The following is a 16,281-nucleotide window of genomic DNA, read 5'->3' on the forward strand; positions in this document are numbered from 1 at the left end:
CAACGCCTCAGGACTGGTTTTTAATCAAAGCCAGTTCCTGTAGCCTGGCTCTGAAGCGGCGTTCACGGCGCTGTCCCCACAGGTAACAGTGCAAAGAAAACACCACTCCCAACCCCAGAGCCCCGTAGAACCGCATTGAAGAAAAGTCCGGTTGAGCTGCTTTTTCACCGGTCACCAGTTCCCATCCCAGTATGCCGGCCAGATACAAAACAGCAAGCCAGCAGGAATGCTTCGTTAACATGGCAATTTTCACATTGTTGGCTATCTGACGGTAAAGCACATCCACATACGCCTGCGTGTTCACGGCATTACTGAAAGCTGCATGCCGGCGCAGCCAGAGCAGGTATCCCACCATCGGAATAGTGATGATAAGCAATCCCCAGATCACAGTACGGGAGAAAGACGACAGCTCATCTGCCATGATGTACAACATCAGTATGAGCGGCACCGGGCTTAGGAGATCGATCAGGATGTACAGCCGCTGCTTGCGACGCTGACCGGTGAGTTCACGCCGTAGCTTGTCGATGTCTATAGTCTGCACGTCCTGCGTCTGCCACAGGGCTGCCAGATCATCCGTATTATTCGTCATGATTTAACCTCCTCACCACTTCTTCTTTTGTGCGTTTCAGCAGCACACCGGCGTGGCTGGTTGTGATCCCGCAAACATCTGCAATTTCCCCGTAGGACAGCCCTTCAAGGGATAAAGTCAGCACCTGACGCCCCGGCAAAGGAAGGGTACGTACCACTGAGAGGAGCGCTTGTAATTGCTTGTCCTGTACGGTGGCGTCTTCAGGGTTTAATAATGCAGACACACCGTGTTCAGTGTTTTCATCCAGTTCATCAGTGCGGGGAAGCCGGGCGTTTGAAGCAACATGCGTGACCGCACGGTTGTGGGCTATTTTCAGAATGTAAGTTTTCAGGCTGCTCTTGTGTTCAAAGCGCTGCAGTCCCTGCCACACTGCAACAGCAATCTCCTGCAGCAATTCCTGACGCAGTGCATCATTGGCCTCGTAACCGGCGGCAACACGGCTCAGTAATCCGTTGTACTGTTTTAATATGCTGGCGAAATCTTCGGCCAAAATGGGTTCCCGTTCATACAAAAATTCCCTGTTTCCAATGTCATAGTCGCGGGACAAAGAAAAAAATTACAGTGATTTGTAATTTTTTTTATTCCGCCAGGACTACCTGATCAACACGCCGCCATTGCGGTTAAAAATAACCCTGATTACCCGGAGACAACCATGACTATTACCGCTGTGATAATTATCCTGAGTGTGCTGTCGGTTTCCCTGACCGTATGCTTTCTTGATGCCCGCTATAACCTGAAACTGGTCGCGTGGATGAACGGAGAGGTCACCAACCCGTTTATGCAGGCTTCATTCAGTGAAAAAGTCTCAGCAAAAAAACGGGATGATTCAGAAATGGCAGCCCTGAAAGCCCGTATCGCAGCCCTTGAAGCCATCGTGACAGAGCCTGCCTACGAGTTGAATCAGAAACTCAACCGGCTGTAACTGTTCTTACTTTGACAGGAAGGCAGACAACCGTCCGGCAGCAATATTCACCAGTCTTTGCCGCGCCTCTTTTGCCACCCATGCAGAATGGGGAGTGATAAGCAGGTTAGGCAGACCGGTATTTAACAGGGGATGATCTGCCGGGGGCGGCTCTGTCGACAGGCCATCAAGTCCGGCGCCGGCAATGTCCCCGTTTTTCAGCGCCTGTAACAACGCGGCTTCATCAATCAGCGCACCTCTGGCGGTATTAATAAGAAAAGCCGACGGCTTCATTTTACTCAGGCGCTGCGCATTGATGAGATGATGGGAATCCTCTGTCAGTAAACAGTGCAGCGACACCACATCAGCATCAGGTAACAAGCTGTCCAGCGACGGTCTGTCGTCATCCGCCTTGCCCGGTCTGGCAGCAACCGTGACACGCATACCCATCGCTTTTGCCATTTCAGCAAAACGCTGACCAAGTTCGCCATAACCCACAATCACCAGATGTTTGCCCGCCAGCTCCATGGCCGGATGATCCAGCAAACAAAAGTGCGGCCCTGCAGACCACTTGCCGGCGTTAACATCGCGGGCGTAAGGGGCAAACGAGGTAGACAAATTTAACAGCAGCATCAGTGCGTGCTGGGCAACGGCGTCAGTGCCGTAACCTTCCACATTGGCAACCTCGATACCGTGCTGCCCGCACCAGTCTTTATCAATATTATTGGTACCGGTTGCCAGAACACCTATGTACTTACATTGTTTTGCATGACGCAACACTTCAGCGTCCAGCACCACTTTATTTACCAGAATGATATCAGCATCGTGCACTCTCTCTTTGCGCTCATCCGCTGTTGTGGTGGCATACTGTGTCAATGACACAGGCAGGTCAGTCAGGCAGGAAATATCAAGTTCTTCCGGCTTCAGCGTATCAGCATCCAGCAACACGGCCTTCATTCAGAATTCCTCCCTGATGGATTCCAGAGCGTCTTTGATATCAGCGGGAACAGGCACGGCATGATCGGTCTGCCGTTCAACATAAACATGGACAAATTGTCCGTGTGCCACGCGGCGCTTTGCATCGCCGGCATACACAGACAGCCCGTAAGTCACTGAACTGCGACCGACTTTAACCACCCGCAGCCCAACAAAAATACTTTCAGGATAGGAAGCGGGCGAAATGTACTGACACTGGGAACTCACCACATAAGCGACGATATCCCGCGAGGCATCCGGACAACGCTCTTTGAGAAAACGGCTCACACCGGTATCAAAGAAGCTGTAAAACGCCACATTGTTGATATGGCCATTTTCATCGTTGTCCTGTAACCGTGTGGTTAACTCTACATGCCACGGGTAGTCACTTAATCCCGGTGTAAAATCCGTCATCCGTTCACTCCTTTTGCTTCGCAGCTAAACCACCAACGGGCTTACGTGCGTCTAGGGCAACAACACCAGGTCGTCGCGGTGGACAATCACCTCTCCATAGTCATAACCGAGAATATGGCGGATTTGATTGCTTTTCTGCCCTTTTATCTGGGCCAGATCTTTGGCGTCGTAAAGTGCCAGACCTTTCGCCAGCGCTTTCCCGTCGCAATGCAGCTCCACTGCATCTCCGGCAACAAATTTACCTGAAATGCCGGTGACACCGGAAGGCAGCAAAGAAGCGCCCCGGTCTGTGATAGCCCGGCGGGCACCCGCATCAATGTCGATAACACCGCGGGTTTTTAACGTATGGGTTAACCATAAAGATCGGGCGGTCTGACTGGACTGCCTTGCAGTAAATAATGTTCCCGGGCACTGGCCTTTGAGCAATGCATCAAAGACTTTGCCATCACGGCCGTTGACGATAAGCGTTTGAATACCGCTATGGGTACATTTATCCGCTGCCTCAATTTTCGTCCGCATTCCGCCGGTGCCCATGGACGTTCCCGCTCCGCCGGCTAATGCATAGATGTCCGGAGTAATGGAATCAACAACAGGGATCAGAGTAGCCGAGGCATCTTTGCGGGGATCGGCGGTGTACAAACCGTCGATGTCCGAGCACATGATCAGGGTATCAGCCTGTGCCACCAGCGCAGTATATGCACCAAGATTGTCGTTATCGCCGACTTTAAGTTCGGCCACCGCCACGGTGTCATTTTCATTCACAATAGGCAGCGCTACATGTTTAAGCAGTTCCCGCAGGGTGTTTTTAATATTGACGTACCGGGTGCGGTCGCGAAGATCATCCGCAGTCACCAGGATCTGGGCACAGGGACAGTCGAAAAAACGCTGCCAGTTCGCCATCATCTGCATCTGCCCGATTGCGGCCATGGCCTGTTTTTCGGCAATAGAAGCCGGATGGTTGATGGTTACCCGTCCACGTCCGGCAGCAATACTGCCTGATGACACGACAATCACTTCTTTTCCTGCAGCACGGCTTTCGGTAATGAACCGCGCCAGGGGCAGTAAATACTTAGCACTGACATGTAAACCATCAGGTGCAATTAACGCGCTGCCGACCTTTACGACGGCACGCTGCCAGGTGAAATTACTCATGAAGATAACTGATAAACAAAGAGAGTTTGAGAATACTGCAAACCCATTCAGAAAAAAACGCATATCCGCGCTTTCCCAAAGAACAATTTGTCATGCCGCAGTTTATTCTGATCTGAAGGTCTGTGATGTAAGCTTCAGTTTGCGGTGAGTACATAGCTATCTACGGCTAAAAACTGCATTACTTTTGAAAAAAGATATAACATAACAATTCAGACTCGTCAGAGTTAGATTCAAGTTACAAGGATATATATGAGCACGCGACAAAAGCGACTGCTTTGGCTGGCTCCTGTACTGGGTTTACTGGTTCAGGCTCCGTTTGCCTCCGCAGCGATAAAACAAACAAAGGGCGACTTCGAAGATAAATTCAGACAACTCGACGAAGTACTTCCTACCCCTAACGTATACAGAAACGCCGCCGGTGAAGCTGGTCATCAGTACTGGCAGCAGCAAGTCGATTACGTCATTAATGCAAAACTCGACGAAGAAAAACGCCGTATTGATGCTTCTGAAAAGATTTCTTATCACAACAATTCACCTGACACGCTGAAGTATCTTTGGATCCAGCTTGATCAGAACAAATTCCGTGATGATTCCATGTCAGCCCTCACCACTACCTTTGGCGGCATCGGTAACCGTGGTCCGGCGACGCAGTCAGCCAGCGGCGACAGCCCGGCTAAACTGAGTATGGGTGCACTGCGCCGTCAGCAATTCGTTGACGATCACGAACTGGGCTATCAAATTAAAGCCGTTGAAAGTGCCGGTAAAGCGCTGCATCACGTGATTGTAGGCACGCTGATGCGTGTAGATCTGGCAACACCGCTGAAACCCGGCAAATCAGTCGATTTCACCATCGAATTCGGTTACAACATCGTTGAAGAAGACGCAGTCTCTGCCCGTTCAGGTTATGAACACTTCCCTGATGACGAACGCGAAGGCGGCAACGACATCTTCCTGCTGGCACAGTGGTTCCCCCGTCTGGCGGCTTACACTGACTACGAAGCCTGGACGAATAAAGAATTTATCGGCCGCGGTGAATTTACCCTGGAATTCGGTAACTACGATGTGTCTATGACCGTACCGGCTGACCACATTGTTTCTTCTACCGGTGTGCTGCAGAACCCGAAAGACGTACTTACCAGCACTCAGCGTAAGCGTCTGGAAGAAGCGAAAACCGCTGACCGCCCGGTCTTTATCGTAACCGCCGAAGAAGCGCTGGAAAACGAAAAAGAAGGCACAGGCAAAACCAAAACCTGGCGTTTCAAAGCGGACAACGTGCGTGACTTTGCGTGGGCATCTTCACGTAAATTCATGTGGGATGCCAAAGGCGTAGAGCAGGACGGTCCGCAGAAGCACGTTATGGCCATGTCTTTCTATCCGAAAGAAGGTGGCGATCTGTGGAAAAAATATTCTACAGAGTCAGTGGTGCATACGCTTGACGTATATAACCGTTTCACCTTCAGCTACCCGTACCCTACAGCCCAGTCTGTTAACGGCCCTGTTGGCGGTATGGAATATCCGATGATTTCCTTCAACGGCCCGCGTACTGAGTTACAGGACGATGGTTCACGTACTTACTCACTGTCTGAAAAGCGCTTCCTTATCGGTGTGGTTATCCACGAAGTGGGTCACAACTACTTCCCGATGATCGTTAACTCTGACGAACGTCAGTGGACCTGGATGGATGAAGGGCTGAACAGCTTTCTGGACGGCGTTGCCGGCCGCGAGTGGGATCCGAACATTCCATGGGGTGTTGAACCCCGCGATGTTACCGGCTACATGAAGTCTTCATCTCAGGTACCCATCATGACCCAGTCTGACTCGGTACTGCACCTGGGCCCGAATGCCTATACCAAGCCGGCAGTTGCACTGAACATTCTTCGCGAGACCATTCTTGGCCGTGAGCTGTTTGATTTTGCCTTTAAAGAGTATGCACAGCGCTGGATGTTCAAGCGTCCAACGCCATCAGACTTCTTCCGGACAATGGAAGAAGCTTCCGGTGTCGATCTCGACTGGTTCTTCCGTGGCTGGTTCTATACTACCGATCATGTCGATATTTCACTGGACCGTGTGTATAAGCTGCGCCTGGACACGAAAGATCCTGACATCGACCTGGCCCGTCAGCGCGAAGCTGAAATGGATAAGCCTCTGTCTCTGACCGACGAGCGTAACCGTGAAGAAGGCCGCAAGCTATGGGTTGAGCGTTTCGACGACATCAAAGATTTCTACGATGACAATGATCAGTACACACCAACTAACAAAGACCGCAACAAGTACCGCGAATTCCTGAACAAACTGGAACCGTGGGAACGTGAAACCTTTGAGCGTGCTGTACGTGAAGACAAAAACTACTACGTCATGGACTTTAGCAACCTGGGCGGACTGGTTATGCCAATTCTGCTGGAAATGGAATTTGCAGACGGTACCAAACAGTCAATGCGTATTCCTGCTGAAATCTGGCGCCGTACACCGAAAGCTGTCTCTAAGCTGGTCGTGACCGACAAAGATAAAGAGCTGGTAAGCGTTACTGTGGATCCCCGCTGGGAAACTGCTGACGTAGATGTGGAAAACAACTACTACCCGCGCCGCATTATTCCTTCACGTATCGAAGCGTATAAGGCGAAGAAGAGCGAAGCCCGTACCTCAATGGATCTGATGCAGGACAGCAAAGCTGAACTGAAAACAGATGACGGAGAGGGTGATGACAACTAAGTCTCACCGCATGATTCAGTGGAGCTTTGCGGCTCTGCTGATGATGGTTTGTCAGGCAGTCTCTGCCCATCAGATTAAAGCGGCAATCACCACGGTTCTGTTCAATCCGAGAACAGAAAATATTGAGGTGATGCACCGGTTTAATCTGCATGATGCGGAACATGCTGTAAAAGCACTGTTCGATAAGCGTGCAGATATTCTGGATGACAAAACCACTCAGCAGGCTTTCACTGATTACGTGATGGCCCGCTTTGCATTACTGAATGCAGACGGCGAAAGTCTGGGGCTGAAAACCGTAGGTTATGAAGTGGATGGTAAGTTTTTCTGGGTTTACCAGGAAACCGAACAACCACCTTCGCTGGAAGGTCTCAGTATCCGTCACGATGCACTCAGAGACTTGTGGCCCGCACAAATTAACACACTTAACGTGGAAGGACAGGGCGACGTAAAAACCCTGACATTCCGTGATAACGTGGAATTACTCAGTGTGGAGTTCGCTAACAGCTCTGCGCGCCACCACTAAAGTCTTATATCTTCACATTGACCCGCTTGCCCGTATTGCATCATAGTTAAGCACACTGTTTTCGCGTTACGGGTAAGTGTTATGTCTGAAACGACTCCTCAAACCAACAGCTTCACTGACAAAAAGAATATTATGTGGGTGTTGCTATCCGGCGCTATGGCCATTCTTTTCGTTGCGCTGTTATTTATTCCGGGCGCCACCAGCCCCGACAGCACCCTTTCAATTTATGCCGCCATGCTATGGTGCGGTATTTTCTCCGCTACGGTTTTCCGTTACCTGGGCAAAAACGGCTGGACCGGATTTGCAGCAGGCAGTGCAGCCGGATTCTGCATTCAGCTCCTTTCTGCATTCGTGACACTATGAGCGATGAGCCGGACGGCAAACCCGTCCCCTCTGGCAGACTGTCGCGGGTAATAGATCTGGGCTCTCTGGCTGGGCGCATTGCCGGCAATATGGTGACCAGTGGTGCCGGACAATTACTGAAAGGGCAGCGGCCTGCAATGGCTGACTTGTTGCTGACGCCGGCCAACATCACCCGCATAGCCGACAAACTGGCCACTATGCGCGGTGCCGCCATGAAAGTAGGGCAACTTATTTCCATGGACGGCGGAGATTTTCTTCCTGAAGAACTGTCCGCAATCCTTGCCCGTCTGCGGGAAGATGCCAGTCCGATGCCCAAAGTCCAGCTTACTGAAGTGCTGAGCAATGCACTGGGTGAAAACTGGCTGGACAACATGCTGTATTTTTCTTTTGCCCCTGTCGCCGCCGCGTCTATCGGTCAGGTCCATAAAGCCATCACTCCCGACGGCACAATGCTGGCGTTAAAAGTCCAGTACCCCGGCGTACGTGAAAGCATCGACAGTGATGTTGATAATGTGGCCACACTGGTTCGGATGAGTGGTCTTATCCCTAAAACGCTGGATATTGCACCGGTGCTGGAAGAAGCGAAACAGCAGCTTAAACAGGAAGCTGATTACCTGCGGGAAGCGTATATGCTGGACACCTACCGTTCCCGTTTGCAGGATGATGATGCGTTTATTGTGCCCCGCAGCTACCCGTCGCTGTGTACTGAAAATGTCCTTGCCATGTCTTTTGAAAAAGGGGATGACATAGAGTCGGTAATGCAACTGGAACAAGACCTGCGTAACGGGATCATGAGCGCACTGATGAGGTTGTTTTTCAGGGAAGTCTTCGATTTTAAACTGATACAGAGCGATCCGAATCTGGCAAATTACCGCTATGACCCCGTTTCCGGGAAAATTATTCTGCTGGATTTCGGTGCCACCAGAGAAATTGCCCCGGCTATGGCTGAAGGATACCGTTCGCTTTTGCGCGCGGCGGCAAACAATGATGCTGACGCCATGCTCAGTGCGGCTTTGTCTATAGGACTTGTCACGAGTGAACATACCACTCAGCAGCAAACCAAAGTCGTTGAACTCGGAATGACCGCCTGTGAAGCGATACATGTTGACGGCAGCTATGATTTTGGTAACAGTGACCTGATAATGCGGTTACACAATATGGGTACCGCACTGACGTACCGGGAAAATTTCTGGCATGTGCCGCCGGCAGATGCTCTGTTCATTCACCGTAAACTGGGCGGATTATTCCTGCTGGCCAGACGGTTAAAAGTACAGATGAATCTACGCCATATTGCTTCACCCTGGATTCAGTAGGGTAATGCCATAGTGAATGGTAACGCTACAGAATGTGACGCTTTTGGCGGATTGCCAATCATCTCATCGTAGGGGGTGTCATGCTTCATCACCGATTTTTCTACATGACAATGAGCGAACAACTCGCGGATCTGTCCTGCGCTGTAAAAACGCATGGGCTTGTCTTCGGAATCGTAAACCAGTCCCGAACGCTGGCCGATGCAAATAAGTACCAGATATACGTTCATTTCGAATGACTGCACTTCAAGGTAATCAATTACTACAGGGTCGTTTTCGATATCGCGAAAGTAGAATTTGTTCATCGCTGCTCTCCGTTAACCTGTCTGAAGTGTACAAATACCATTCAGAAAGGACTACTTTTACAGACGGAATTCCCATTAAGATGTTGTAATGAAGCGCTCCGTTTTTTCGCATTTTTTCTGGTTATAGCAAAGATAATGCGATCAAAATCAGGCTTTTCTGAGTAGAAAAGTGTTAGAAAAGAGGAATTTGCTATTAGTACGGAACAAATTGATCCATTGATTCTCAAAACAGAGAACACATCTCTGGTAGTATGATAGCCGTGCTATCTCAGGACAGTTGAATTCAGCCAATTTCTGAGGCGAATGTCCTGAGGTAGCACGGGTTTATGATCCAGAGGGAACATTACAGGGTGAAAAGTTTATGAGTGATGATTCAGAAAAGAAAACGCTGGCGCCGCATATTTTAATTATCGCGGTGATTGTAGTGGTCATAATTGCAGTTCTGTTGTGGCCGTCGAAGGAAGAACCTGCACCGGTTACCGAAGAAGTGCCGGCAGAAGAAATGCCAGTTCTGCCTGACGAGCCGGACGATTTTCAGCCCGCCCCGCCACCGGAACCGGTAGATATTGATCCCGTTGACGAGCCGGAACCTATGCCGGAACAGCCAGAACCTGAACCGGAACCTCTGGATGTGTCGGATAAGGGCGTAGAAGAAGCCTTAAATGCTATTTCAGGTACGGAAGAAGCGAACAACCTGATTGTGAATGAGGGTCTTATTCAGCGCTTTGTTGTTACAGTGACCAATCTGGCCAATGATGAAATGCCGGCGACCCAGCAGGTACCGTTAACCGCACCGGAGCAAACATTCAAAGTTTACCGTCAGGCTGATAAAGAGTGGATTGATGCCGCCAGCTACAAGCGTTACACGCCGTACGTTACCATGATGGAAAGTTTTGATAATGAAGCTCTGCTAGATCTGTTCAAACGTTACAAAGGGGAAATCCAGTCGAAGTATGACGAGATTGGACAGCCCGGCCAGCCGTTTGAATCTGTCGTGGTGGAAGCTATCGATCAACTGCTCGATACCCCGGAAGTACCTGTTCCTGTAGAAGTATACTCGGACTCAGTTGCCTACAAATATGCTGATCCGCAACTGGAAGAACTCAGCACGCCGCAAAAGCAATTGCTGAGAACCGGCCCGGACAATATGCGCCGTATCAAGGCGAAATTACGGGAATTGAAATCTCTGCTTGCAGACGATGGATTTTAACCGGTTTCAGGCTCAGATAGAGTCGCACCCGTCAGATGACGGGTGCAACCTCCCTCCGGTAGAACAATGGCATCCGCCATTTTGCGGTAACATCGATATGTGCATCACTGCCTCCGGTGAATGGCAATATCAGCAATCTTCTGTTAAACGATTATCCCTTGTCAGACTTTTTTCCTCTGTTTTAGTAAAAGAAAATGACGATTATTTTCTGGTAACACCGGTGGAGAAAGTCGGTATACAGGTAGAGGATGTGCCTTTTGTTATTATTCAGTGGGCAATGGAAGATAATCACCTCAGATTAACCACACAAACCGGTGATACATTCACTGTCAGCGCCTCTCATCCCGGCACACTGCGGGCTTCTTTAGACGGCACCTTTTTACCTTACGTGAATGTACGGCGTAACTTGTGGGCCAGACTTCATCAGAATGTTTACTATCAGTTACTCAACGAAGCTGAGGAAAAAACAGCGCCCGACGGCACCACCCGCTTCACAGTTCAAAGCGGTGACTATGAGCTCATTCTCGGAGAAATCAGCGAATAACCTTTGCCGTACTGGTATCCGCACAGTCATTTCATTACAGTAGAAAACTCACACACTGATAACGATAATGACAATGAAAAAACTCTCTTTATGTATAACAGCCCTGTTGGGACTGAACACTTTACCCCTGCAGGCAGACACCCTCATTCATGCCGGCAACTTATTTTCTGCAACTGACGACTCTCTGCAAAGCCGGATGACAATTGTGGTCGACGGCAACAAGATAACCGCGTTGAAAAAAGGCTATATCAGCGCTGAAGACGGCGACACAGTGATTGATCTTAAAAATCATACTGTAATGCCGGGACTGATGGACATGCACGTTCACCTTTCCTCCCAGCAGGGCCCGTCTTCTTATATGGAACGCTTCACACTCAACGAAGCTGACTACACTCTGAAAGCGGCACACTTTGCGGAGAAAACCCTGTCTGCCGGCTTCACAACTGTGCGTAATCTGGGTGACGGATACAACGAAACCATCGCACTGCGAAAAGCCATTGATAAAGGTCTGACACAGGGGCCGCGTATTTTCTCTGCCGGTAAATCGATTGCAACAACCGGCGGACATGCAGATCCCAGTAACGGAATGGCACACAAACTTCGCCCTGATGTCGGACCGGAGCAGGGTGTTATAAACGGCGTTGCTGAAGCCCGCGATGCAGTGCGCCAGCGCTATCAGGATGGTGCTGACGTGATAAAAATTACTGCCACCGGCGGCGTTCTGAGCGTAGCGAAAAGCGGCCAGAATCCGCAGTTTATGGACGATGAACTGGAAGCCATTGTTGCTACGGCTAATGACTACGGCATGACAGTGGCTGTGCATGCTCACGGAAAAGAAGGTATGAAGCGGGCCATCAAAGCCGGCGTGACATCTATCGAGCATGGCACCTACATGGACGATGAGATCATGGATTTGATGAAAGAACATGGCACCTGGTACACCCCGACTATTCTCGCCGGCGAGTTTGTGGCTCAGAAAGCGAAAATCGACGGATTCTTTCCGGAACTTGTCAGACCCAAAGCTGCCGCCATCGGCCCGTTGATCCAAAACACCTTCTCCAAAGCGTATAAAGCAGGTGTAAGCATTGTGTTTGGCACTGACAGCGGCGTTTCAGCACACGGCGACAACGCTCAGGAATTTGCACTGATGACAGAAGCAGGCATGCCTGCTGCTGAAGCATTGCGCAGTGCAATGGTTTCACCGGCAAAACTGCTGAATATCAGTGATGAACTCGGCACTATCGAAAACGGTAAACTGGCCGACATCATTGCAGTTGAAGGTAATCCCCTTGAGGACATCAGGGTGATGGAGAAGGTTGTCTTTGTTATGAAGGACGGGGCAATCTTCAAACAATAACGGAAGATTATGCCCATAACGAAAAAGTTAAAACGTACGACGAAGAAAATGGTGGATTCCAGGCACATGCTGAAAGGCATTACTTTGGCGTCATTTCTGGAATCTACCATCGTACCTGTGCCCCTGGAAGCGATCCTCATACCGCTGATGCAGACAAGGAGGGAAAAGCTCTGGAGCATTGCCCTGATGGCCACTCTGGGGTGTGTTGTTGGTGCATTATTCGGTTATGCGCTGGGGTATTATCTTTTCGATTTAACCGGCGACTGGATCATCAATACCTTTTCTGACCCGGAACAATTTAAGCAAGTTTCAGCTAAAATGGAGCAGCAGGGTTTCTGGTTTGTGCTGACGCTCGGGATTGCCCCCATTCCGTTTCAAATAGCCATGCTGGCAGCGGGTGCAACAAAATACTCCCTGCTGTTGTTCTTACTGGCCACGGTCATCGCCAGGTCCATACGGTATTTTGGTCTGGCACTGGCGGTATATGTTGCCGGAGACAAAGCTGAAGCGTTAATCAGGCGATATAAAACAAAGGCAATACTTGCACTGACTGCTGTCGTGCTGTTGATCTGGTATATCACTACATTGTTTTAACCGGGCAACAGCATTAAATTTAATTTGATAATAATTCTCATTTGCATTACTTTTAATTCAGGAGGTGCGTATGATGAAAACCCATTATCTTAGCCCGGAATACTGGAAGTGGCTGCAATCCCACCCGGAGCATGCCCGCAACCATTTTACACAAACCAGTCAAACTGCGCTGGAAAAGGCAAAGTCCGGTGAAATGGAATCCGCCCGTCAGACAGCAGGGGAAGCTTATGAGATCGCGCAGGCGGTATTGCTTTCTTTGCAGGCACCGGAAACCTCCCCGGCCTCACAGAGAAAAGATTTGACCGCTTATGGTGCTGCTGCCATACAGCTTGCACGCAGCCATGCTGCTACAGGGAACATTGAAGATGCTGCCACCTGTCTTGATGCGGCATCACAGCAAATCTATGCGCTGGCCCCGCTGTTTGCATTACACCCTGAGTTACTGACGATGCTGCAACAAATTACGTTTTCACTGCAGAAAGGGCTGGCCTTCTACCAACGGCAAACATTATCTTCAAGGGTACTTCACTAGTGACCTTACCGGTGGACAGCCAGTCATCCACAACCATAACGCTGGAAGTGGATATCAGGCTTCTGAAGCATATGCTCCGGCAGAGGATTCTGCACATCAGCGATCTCCGCTGCCAGTCTCATGATGACAAAGTGCGCTTACAACGGCTCTTACTTCAGGCTATCGCTGAAAACCATTAATTTTAGCATCAGATAAATCGCTATCAGCGGTTATTTGCGTATTCAAATAATATTGGAAAAGGCTTGCGGGTTTTCCCCCTGTCAGCATAACGAATACCGGATACGATACTGTGATCGCTTCAACCACTATCAGCTATATTGCCCGCGCCGGATATGGTGCAAAAACCGTTGTTTATATTCTTCTTGGTATTTTCGTTATAACCACAGCATTTACGTTCCTTCAGTCTGAAGAACCCACTCAGGACCATGTTTTCAGAACACTCCTGGAGCAGCCTTTAGGATGGTATCTGCTCGCCGGCGTTGTATGCGGGCTCGTCTGCTATATGTTATGGCGTCTTATTCAGGCCTTTCTGAATATCGAGAACCTGGATATGTCAAAAGCCGGCGATGTGATCACCAGAGCTTTCTTTGTATTATCAGCGACGATTTACGGAGTCGGGGCCTGGGGTGCAATCAGAGTGCTGATTGGTACCGGTAATTCAGATAAAGACAGCAGTAAACAGGTTTCACAGGAATTAATGCAGCAGGCGTGGGGAGAATGGCTGGTTGCTGCCATCGGTACGGGTATTCTGATATTTTCTTTCATCCAGCTAAAGCATGCCTGTAAAGCCGATTTCATGGAAAAATTTAATACTCATCATATGCGGGACAGTGAGATTCATATCAGCCGTATTGCCGGCAGACTCGGCTATCTCGCGAGGGGTGTTGTTTACATTCTGGTAGGTGCTTTTTTTATTCAGGCGGCAATTGAACTGGATCCGTCAGAGGCAGGTGGAATTAAAGTAGCATTCAGTACTATTTTAAATCAGCGGTACGGGCAGTATGGACTTGCTGCGACAGGTGCCGGCATAGCCATGTTTGGCATTTTCTGTGGTTTTGAAACAATTTACCGCACCACGCCGGGAAACCGGTAATAAAAAGCCGGCGTATCACCGGCTTTAAAAACTGTTTGTATGAGATAACGGCTACAGCCCTTTCTTAATCAGAAACTGATAAGGCAATGCATCAGTCTGACTTGCCACCAGCGTGTGTTGCATAAACCGGCAAAACCCCGGGATATCCCGCTCTGTTGCCGGATCATCTGCGGTGATCAGAACCGTTTCACCTTCTTGCATTTTCCGCACTTTCAGACGCACCATCATCACAGGTTCCGGGCAACGGAGGCCCAGTGTGTCCAGTTCGTGGTCCGGGCTGGCGAAGAGGGGATTATCCAATCCCATATGACTCACGGTACTGACGAATTGACGCCATGTGCTCTGCGTGCGCACCGGTTTCTTCCAGATAAGCAATTACGTCATTCAGAGACACGATAGAAACTACCTGTGTACCAAAATCACGTTCCACTTCCTGAATAGCAGACAGCTCGCCTTTACCCCGTTCCTGGCGATCCAGCGCAATCAGTACACCGGCCAGAGAGGCACCGTTCTGAGCAATAAGCTCCATTGACTCACGGATAGCTGTTCCGGCAGTGATCACATCATCCACCAGCATAATACGGCCTTCCAGCGGGCTGCCTACCAGATTACCGCCTTCACCGTGATCTTTCGCTTCCTTACGGTTAAAGCAATAAGGCACATCCATATCATGATGATCAGCTAAGGCTACTGCTGTGGTTGTGGCAATAGGGATCCCTTTGTAAGCAGGGCCAAACAGTACATCGAAGCCTATGCCGGAATCCGCCAGTGCTGCCGCGTAGTAACGACCCAATTTGGCCAGATCGCCACCTTTGTTGAACAACCCGGCATTAAAGAAGTAAGGACTTGTACGGCCTGACTTCAGGGTAAACTCGCCAAATTTCAGCACGCCACGGGCGATGGCAAACTCAATAAACTCTCTTTTAAACGCTTTCATCTGCTCTCCTTACGCAAGAGCCGCTTTCTGAACATCAAACAGTTCACGCAGACCGTGCTTAGCGATATCCAGCATTTCGTGCATTTCATCAAAGGAGAACGGTTCGCCCTCCGCGGTACCCTGGATCTCAATCAGCTTGCCGGTTTCGGTCATTACTACGTTCATGTCGGTTTCGGCTGCTGAATCTTCGGTATATTCCAGGTCAGCAATTGGCGTACCTTCGTAAATACCCACAGACAATGCTGCTACCATGAATTTCAGCGGGTTAGTTTTGATAATGCCTTTAGCACGCATGAAGGTAAGGGCATCCACCAGTGCAACACAGGCACCAGTGATAGAAGCGGTACGTGTTCCGCCGTCAGCCTGAATAACGTCACAATCCAGTGTTATTGTGTTTTCACCAAGCAGTTTCAGATCAAGTGCCGCACGCAAAGAGCGGGCGATCAGGCGCTGAATTTCAAGGGTACGGCCGCCTTGTTTACCCCGTGCTGCTTCACGCTGGCTGCGGGTATGCGTTGCCCGCGGCAGCATACTGTATTCAGCCGTTACCCAGCCCTTTCCCTGACCCTTCATAAAACGCGGTACACCTTCTTCCACCGTCGCAGTGCAAAGTACCTTGGTATTACCGAATTCGACTAAAACCGAACCTTCAGCATGACAAGTGTAATTGCGGGTAATCGTAACGGGACGGATCTGACTGGCGGTTCTGCCGCTTGGACGCATAGGAGTCTCCTGAGAAAAGGTCATAAATCTGTATTTTTTAACAGGCGCAA

21 protein-coding genes are annotated in these 16,281 nt (G+C 49.8%); 12 read left to right on the plus strand and 9 right to left on the minus strand.

The features are described from left to right. Positions 1-7: 7 nt before the first annotated feature. Both ACXAGR_RS05985 and ACXAGR_RS05990 read right to left on the minus strand, forming a co-directional pair. Positions 8-589 (minus strand): hypothetical protein, encoded by a 582-nt coding sequence (locus tag ACXAGR_RS05985; protein WP_474848684.1) that lies wholly within the window; start codon positions 587-589, stop codon positions 8-10. Further along, positions 579-1,079: an RNA polymerase sigma factor gene (locus ACXAGR_RS05990; RefSeq protein ID WP_474848686.1), complete on the minus strand. Its 501-nt coding sequence runs from the start codon at positions 1,077-1,079 to the stop codon at positions 579-581. The genes ACXAGR_RS05985 and ACXAGR_RS05990 overlap by 11 nt, the downstream gene beginning before the upstream one ends. 162 nt (positions 1,080-1,241) lie before the next feature. Between ACXAGR_RS05990 and ACXAGR_RS05995 the strand changes: the two genes are divergently transcribed. Continuing rightward, positions 1,242-1,511 carry a hypothetical protein gene (locus ACXAGR_RS05995; RefSeq protein ID WP_474842236.1) on the plus strand — a complete coding sequence of 90 codons (270 nt, stop codon included), beginning with the start codon at positions 1,242-1,244 and terminating at the stop codon, positions 1,509-1,511. Positions 1,512-1,517: 6 nt separating this feature from the next. Here the strand turns inward: ACXAGR_RS05995 and ACXAGR_RS06000 are convergent, their stop codons facing one another. From ACXAGR_RS06000 to proB, 3 genes are read right to left on the minus strand one after another with little or no spacing between them, the layout of a single operon-like run. Beyond that, positions 1,518-2,447, minus strand: coding sequence for a D-2-hydroxyacid dehydrogenase (locus tag ACXAGR_RS06000; RefSeq protein ID WP_474848687.1), 930 nt, complete (start codon positions 2,445-2,447; stop codon positions 1,518-1,520). Continuing rightward, positions 2,448-2,879: an acyl-CoA thioesterase gene (locus ACXAGR_RS06005; RefSeq protein ID WP_119503180.1), complete on the minus strand. Its 432-nt coding sequence runs from the start codon at positions 2,877-2,879 to the stop codon at positions 2,448-2,450. A gap of 51 nt (positions 2,880-2,930) precedes the next feature. Next, on the minus strand, positions 2,931-4,031 hold the full coding sequence (gene proB / locus ACXAGR_RS06010) for a glutamate 5-kinase (RefSeq protein WP_474848689.1): 1,101 nt from the start codon (positions 4,029-4,031) through the stop codon (positions 2,931-2,933). 249 nt (positions 4,032-4,280) lie between these two features. On the opposite strand from proB, the gene ACXAGR_RS06015 reads away from it, so the two are divergent. The 4 genes from ACXAGR_RS06015 (at position 4,281) to ACXAGR_RS06030 (ending at position 8,939) form a co-directional block, all read left to right on the plus strand. Then, entirely contained in the window at positions 4,281-6,740 is a 2,460-nt protein-coding gene (locus ACXAGR_RS06015) for a M1 family metallopeptidase (RefSeq protein WP_474848691.1), read from the plus strand. After that, a complete protein-coding gene (locus ACXAGR_RS06020; protein WP_474848693.1) occupies positions 6,730-7,263 on the plus strand; it encodes a DUF6702 family protein in 534 nt (177 codons plus the stop codon). The genes ACXAGR_RS06015 and ACXAGR_RS06020 overlap by 11 nt, the downstream gene beginning before the upstream one ends. An 81-nt stretch (positions 7,264-7,344) precedes the next feature. Next, on the plus strand, positions 7,345-7,626 hold the full coding sequence (locus ACXAGR_RS06025) for a hypothetical protein (protein WP_119503182.1): 282 nt from the start codon (positions 7,345-7,347) through the stop codon (positions 7,624-7,626). Next, on the plus strand, positions 7,623-8,939 hold the full coding sequence (locus ACXAGR_RS06030; protein WP_474848695.1) for an ABC1 kinase family protein: 1,317 nt from the start codon (positions 7,623-7,625) through the stop codon (positions 8,937-8,939). The genes ACXAGR_RS06025 and ACXAGR_RS06030 overlap by 4 nt, the downstream gene beginning before the upstream one ends. Here ACXAGR_RS06030 and ACXAGR_RS06035 read toward each other — a convergent pair. Beyond that, positions 8,933-9,241 carry a DUF6482 family protein gene (locus ACXAGR_RS06035; protein ID WP_349590879.1) on the minus strand — a complete coding sequence of 103 codons (309 nt, stop codon included), beginning with the start codon at positions 9,239-9,241 and terminating at the stop codon, positions 8,933-8,935. The genes ACXAGR_RS06030 and ACXAGR_RS06035 overlap by 7 nt on opposite strands. 361 nt (positions 9,242-9,602) lie before the next feature. Here ACXAGR_RS06035 and ACXAGR_RS06040 point away from each other — a divergent pair, with 361 nt between their 5' ends. The 7 genes from ACXAGR_RS06040 to ACXAGR_RS06070 all read left to right on the plus strand — a co-directional run bounded on the left by ACXAGR_RS06040 (position 9,603) and on the right by ACXAGR_RS06070 (position 14,571). After that, complete coding sequence (locus ACXAGR_RS06040) at positions 9,603-10,451, plus strand: DUF3014 domain-containing protein (protein ID WP_474848697.1); 849 nt, start codon at positions 9,603-9,605, stop codon at positions 10,449-10,451. After that, positions 10,441-10,995, plus strand: a complete 555-nt coding sequence (locus ACXAGR_RS06045; RefSeq protein ID WP_474848836.1) for a DUF1285 domain-containing protein — start codon at positions 10,441-10,443, stop codon at positions 10,993-10,995. The genes ACXAGR_RS06040 and ACXAGR_RS06045 overlap by 11 nt, the downstream gene beginning before the upstream one ends. 73 nt (positions 10,996-11,068) lie before the next feature. Continuing rightward, positions 11,069-12,352 carry a metal-dependent hydrolase family protein gene (locus ACXAGR_RS06050; protein ID WP_474848699.1) on the plus strand — a complete coding sequence of 428 codons (1,284 nt, stop codon included), beginning with the start codon at positions 11,069-11,071 and terminating at the stop codon, positions 12,350-12,352. A 9-nt stretch (positions 12,353-12,361) separates the two neighbouring features. Then, positions 12,362-12,946, plus strand: a complete 585-nt coding sequence (locus tag ACXAGR_RS06055) for a YqaA family protein (RefSeq protein WP_474848701.1) — start codon at positions 12,362-12,364, stop codon at positions 12,944-12,946. A gap of 70 nt (positions 12,947-13,016) precedes the next feature. After that, positions 13,017-13,478 carry a hypothetical protein gene (locus tag ACXAGR_RS06060; RefSeq protein ID WP_474842248.1) on the plus strand — a complete coding sequence of 154 codons (462 nt, stop codon included), beginning with the start codon at positions 13,017-13,019 and terminating at the stop codon, positions 13,476-13,478. Next, a complete protein-coding gene (locus tag ACXAGR_RS06065) occupies positions 13,478-13,657 on the plus strand; it encodes a hypothetical protein (protein ID WP_474848703.1) in 180 nt (59 codons plus the stop codon). The genes ACXAGR_RS06060 and ACXAGR_RS06065 overlap by 1 nt, the downstream gene beginning before the upstream one ends. Before the next feature lie 110 nt (positions 13,658-13,767). Beyond that, positions 13,768-14,571: a DUF1206 domain-containing protein gene (locus tag ACXAGR_RS06070; protein ID WP_474848704.1), complete on the plus strand. Its 804-nt coding sequence runs from the start codon at positions 13,768-13,770 to the stop codon at positions 14,569-14,571. A 51-nt stretch (positions 14,572-14,622) separates the two neighbouring features. On the opposite strand, the gene tusA is transcribed toward ACXAGR_RS06070, so the two are convergent. The 3 genes from tusA to rph are packed head-to-tail and all read right to left on the minus strand — an operon-like array spanning position 14,623 to position 16,231. Then, complete coding sequence (gene tusA, locus ACXAGR_RS06075) at positions 14,623-14,877, minus strand: sulfurtransferase TusA (RefSeq protein WP_303572503.1); 255 nt, start codon at positions 14,875-14,877, stop codon at positions 14,623-14,625. After that, positions 14,864-15,508 carry an orotate phosphoribosyltransferase gene (pyrE, locus tag ACXAGR_RS06080; protein ID WP_474848706.1) on the minus strand — a complete coding sequence of 215 codons (645 nt, stop codon included), beginning with the start codon at positions 15,506-15,508 and terminating at the stop codon, positions 14,864-14,866. Before pyrE ends, tusA begins: the two co-directional genes overlap by 14 nt. A 9-nt stretch (positions 15,509-15,517) precedes the next feature. Next, entirely contained in the window at positions 15,518-16,231 is a 714-nt protein-coding gene (rph, locus tag ACXAGR_RS06085; protein WP_474842253.1) for a ribonuclease PH, read from the minus strand. Positions 16,232-16,281: the final 50 nt, after the last annotated feature.

It is taken from the genome of Alteromonas sp. ABH4_457 (genome assembly GCF_056160625.1).

What these genes read in the sequence shown, in the direction of transcription:
- ACXAGR_RS05985 (WP_474848684.1), bottom strand. Translation starts at nt 589, where the DNA reads ATGACGAATAATACGGATGATCTGGCAGCCCTGTGGCAGACGCAGGAC.
- ACXAGR_RS05995 (WP_474842236.1), top strand. Translation starts at nt 1,242, where the DNA reads ATGACTATTACCGCTGTGATAATTATCCTGAGTGTGCTGTCGGTTTCC.
- ACXAGR_RS06000 (WP_474848687.1), bottom strand. Translation starts at nt 2,447, where the DNA reads ATGAAGGCCGTGTTGCTGGATGCTGATACGCTGAAGCCGGAAGAACTT.
- ACXAGR_RS06005 (WP_119503180.1), bottom strand. Translation starts at nt 2,879, where the DNA reads ATGACGGATTTTACACCGGGATTAAGTGACTACCCGTGGCATGTAGAG.
- proB (WP_474848689.1), bottom strand. Translation starts at nt 4,031, where the DNA reads ATGAGTAATTTCACCTGGCAGCGTGCCGTCGTAAAGGTCGGCAGCGCG.
- ACXAGR_RS06015 (WP_474848691.1), top strand. Translation starts at nt 4,281, where the DNA reads ATGAGCACGCGACAAAAGCGACTGCTTTGGCTGGCTCCTGTACTGGGT.
- ACXAGR_RS06020 (WP_474848693.1), top strand. Translation starts at nt 6,730, where the DNA reads ATGACAACTAAGTCTCACCGCATGATTCAGTGGAGCTTTGCGGCTCTG.
- ACXAGR_RS06025 (WP_119503182.1), top strand. Translation starts at nt 7,345, where the DNA reads ATGTCTGAAACGACTCCTCAAACCAACAGCTTCACTGACAAAAAGAAT.
- ACXAGR_RS06030 (WP_474848695.1), top strand. Translation starts at nt 7,623, where the DNA reads ATGAGCGATGAGCCGGACGGCAAACCCGTCCCCTCTGGCAGACTGTCG.
- ACXAGR_RS06035 (WP_349590879.1), bottom strand. Translation starts at nt 9,241, where the DNA reads ATGAACAAATTCTACTTTCGCGATATCGAAAACGACCCTGTAGTAATT.
- ACXAGR_RS06040 (WP_474848697.1), top strand. Translation starts at nt 9,603, where the DNA reads ATGAGTGATGATTCAGAAAAGAAAACGCTGGCGCCGCATATTTTAATT.
- ACXAGR_RS06045 (WP_474848836.1), top strand. Translation starts at nt 10,441, where the DNA reads ATGGATTTTAACCGGTTTCAGGCTCAGATAGAGTCGCACCCGTCAGAT.
- ACXAGR_RS06050 (WP_474848699.1), top strand. Translation starts at nt 11,069, where the DNA reads ATGAAAAAACTCTCTTTATGTATAACAGCCCTGTTGGGACTGAACACT.
- ACXAGR_RS06055 (WP_474848701.1), top strand. Translation starts at nt 12,362, where the DNA reads ATGCCCATAACGAAAAAGTTAAAACGTACGACGAAGAAAATGGTGGAT.
- ACXAGR_RS06060 (WP_474842248.1), top strand. Translation starts at nt 13,017, where the DNA reads ATGATGAAAACCCATTATCTTAGCCCGGAATACTGGAAGTGGCTGCAA.
- tusA (WP_303572503.1), bottom strand. Translation starts at nt 14,877, where the DNA reads ATGGGATTGGATAATCCCCTCTTCGCCAGCCCGGACCACGAACTGGAC.
- pyrE (WP_474848706.1), bottom strand. Translation starts at nt 15,508, where the DNA reads ATGAAAGCGTTTAAAAGAGAGTTTATTGAGTTTGCCATCGCCCGTGGC.
- rph (WP_474842253.1), bottom strand. Translation starts at nt 16,231, where the DNA reads ATGCGTCCAAGCGGCAGAACCGCCAGTCAGATCCGTCCCGTTACGATT.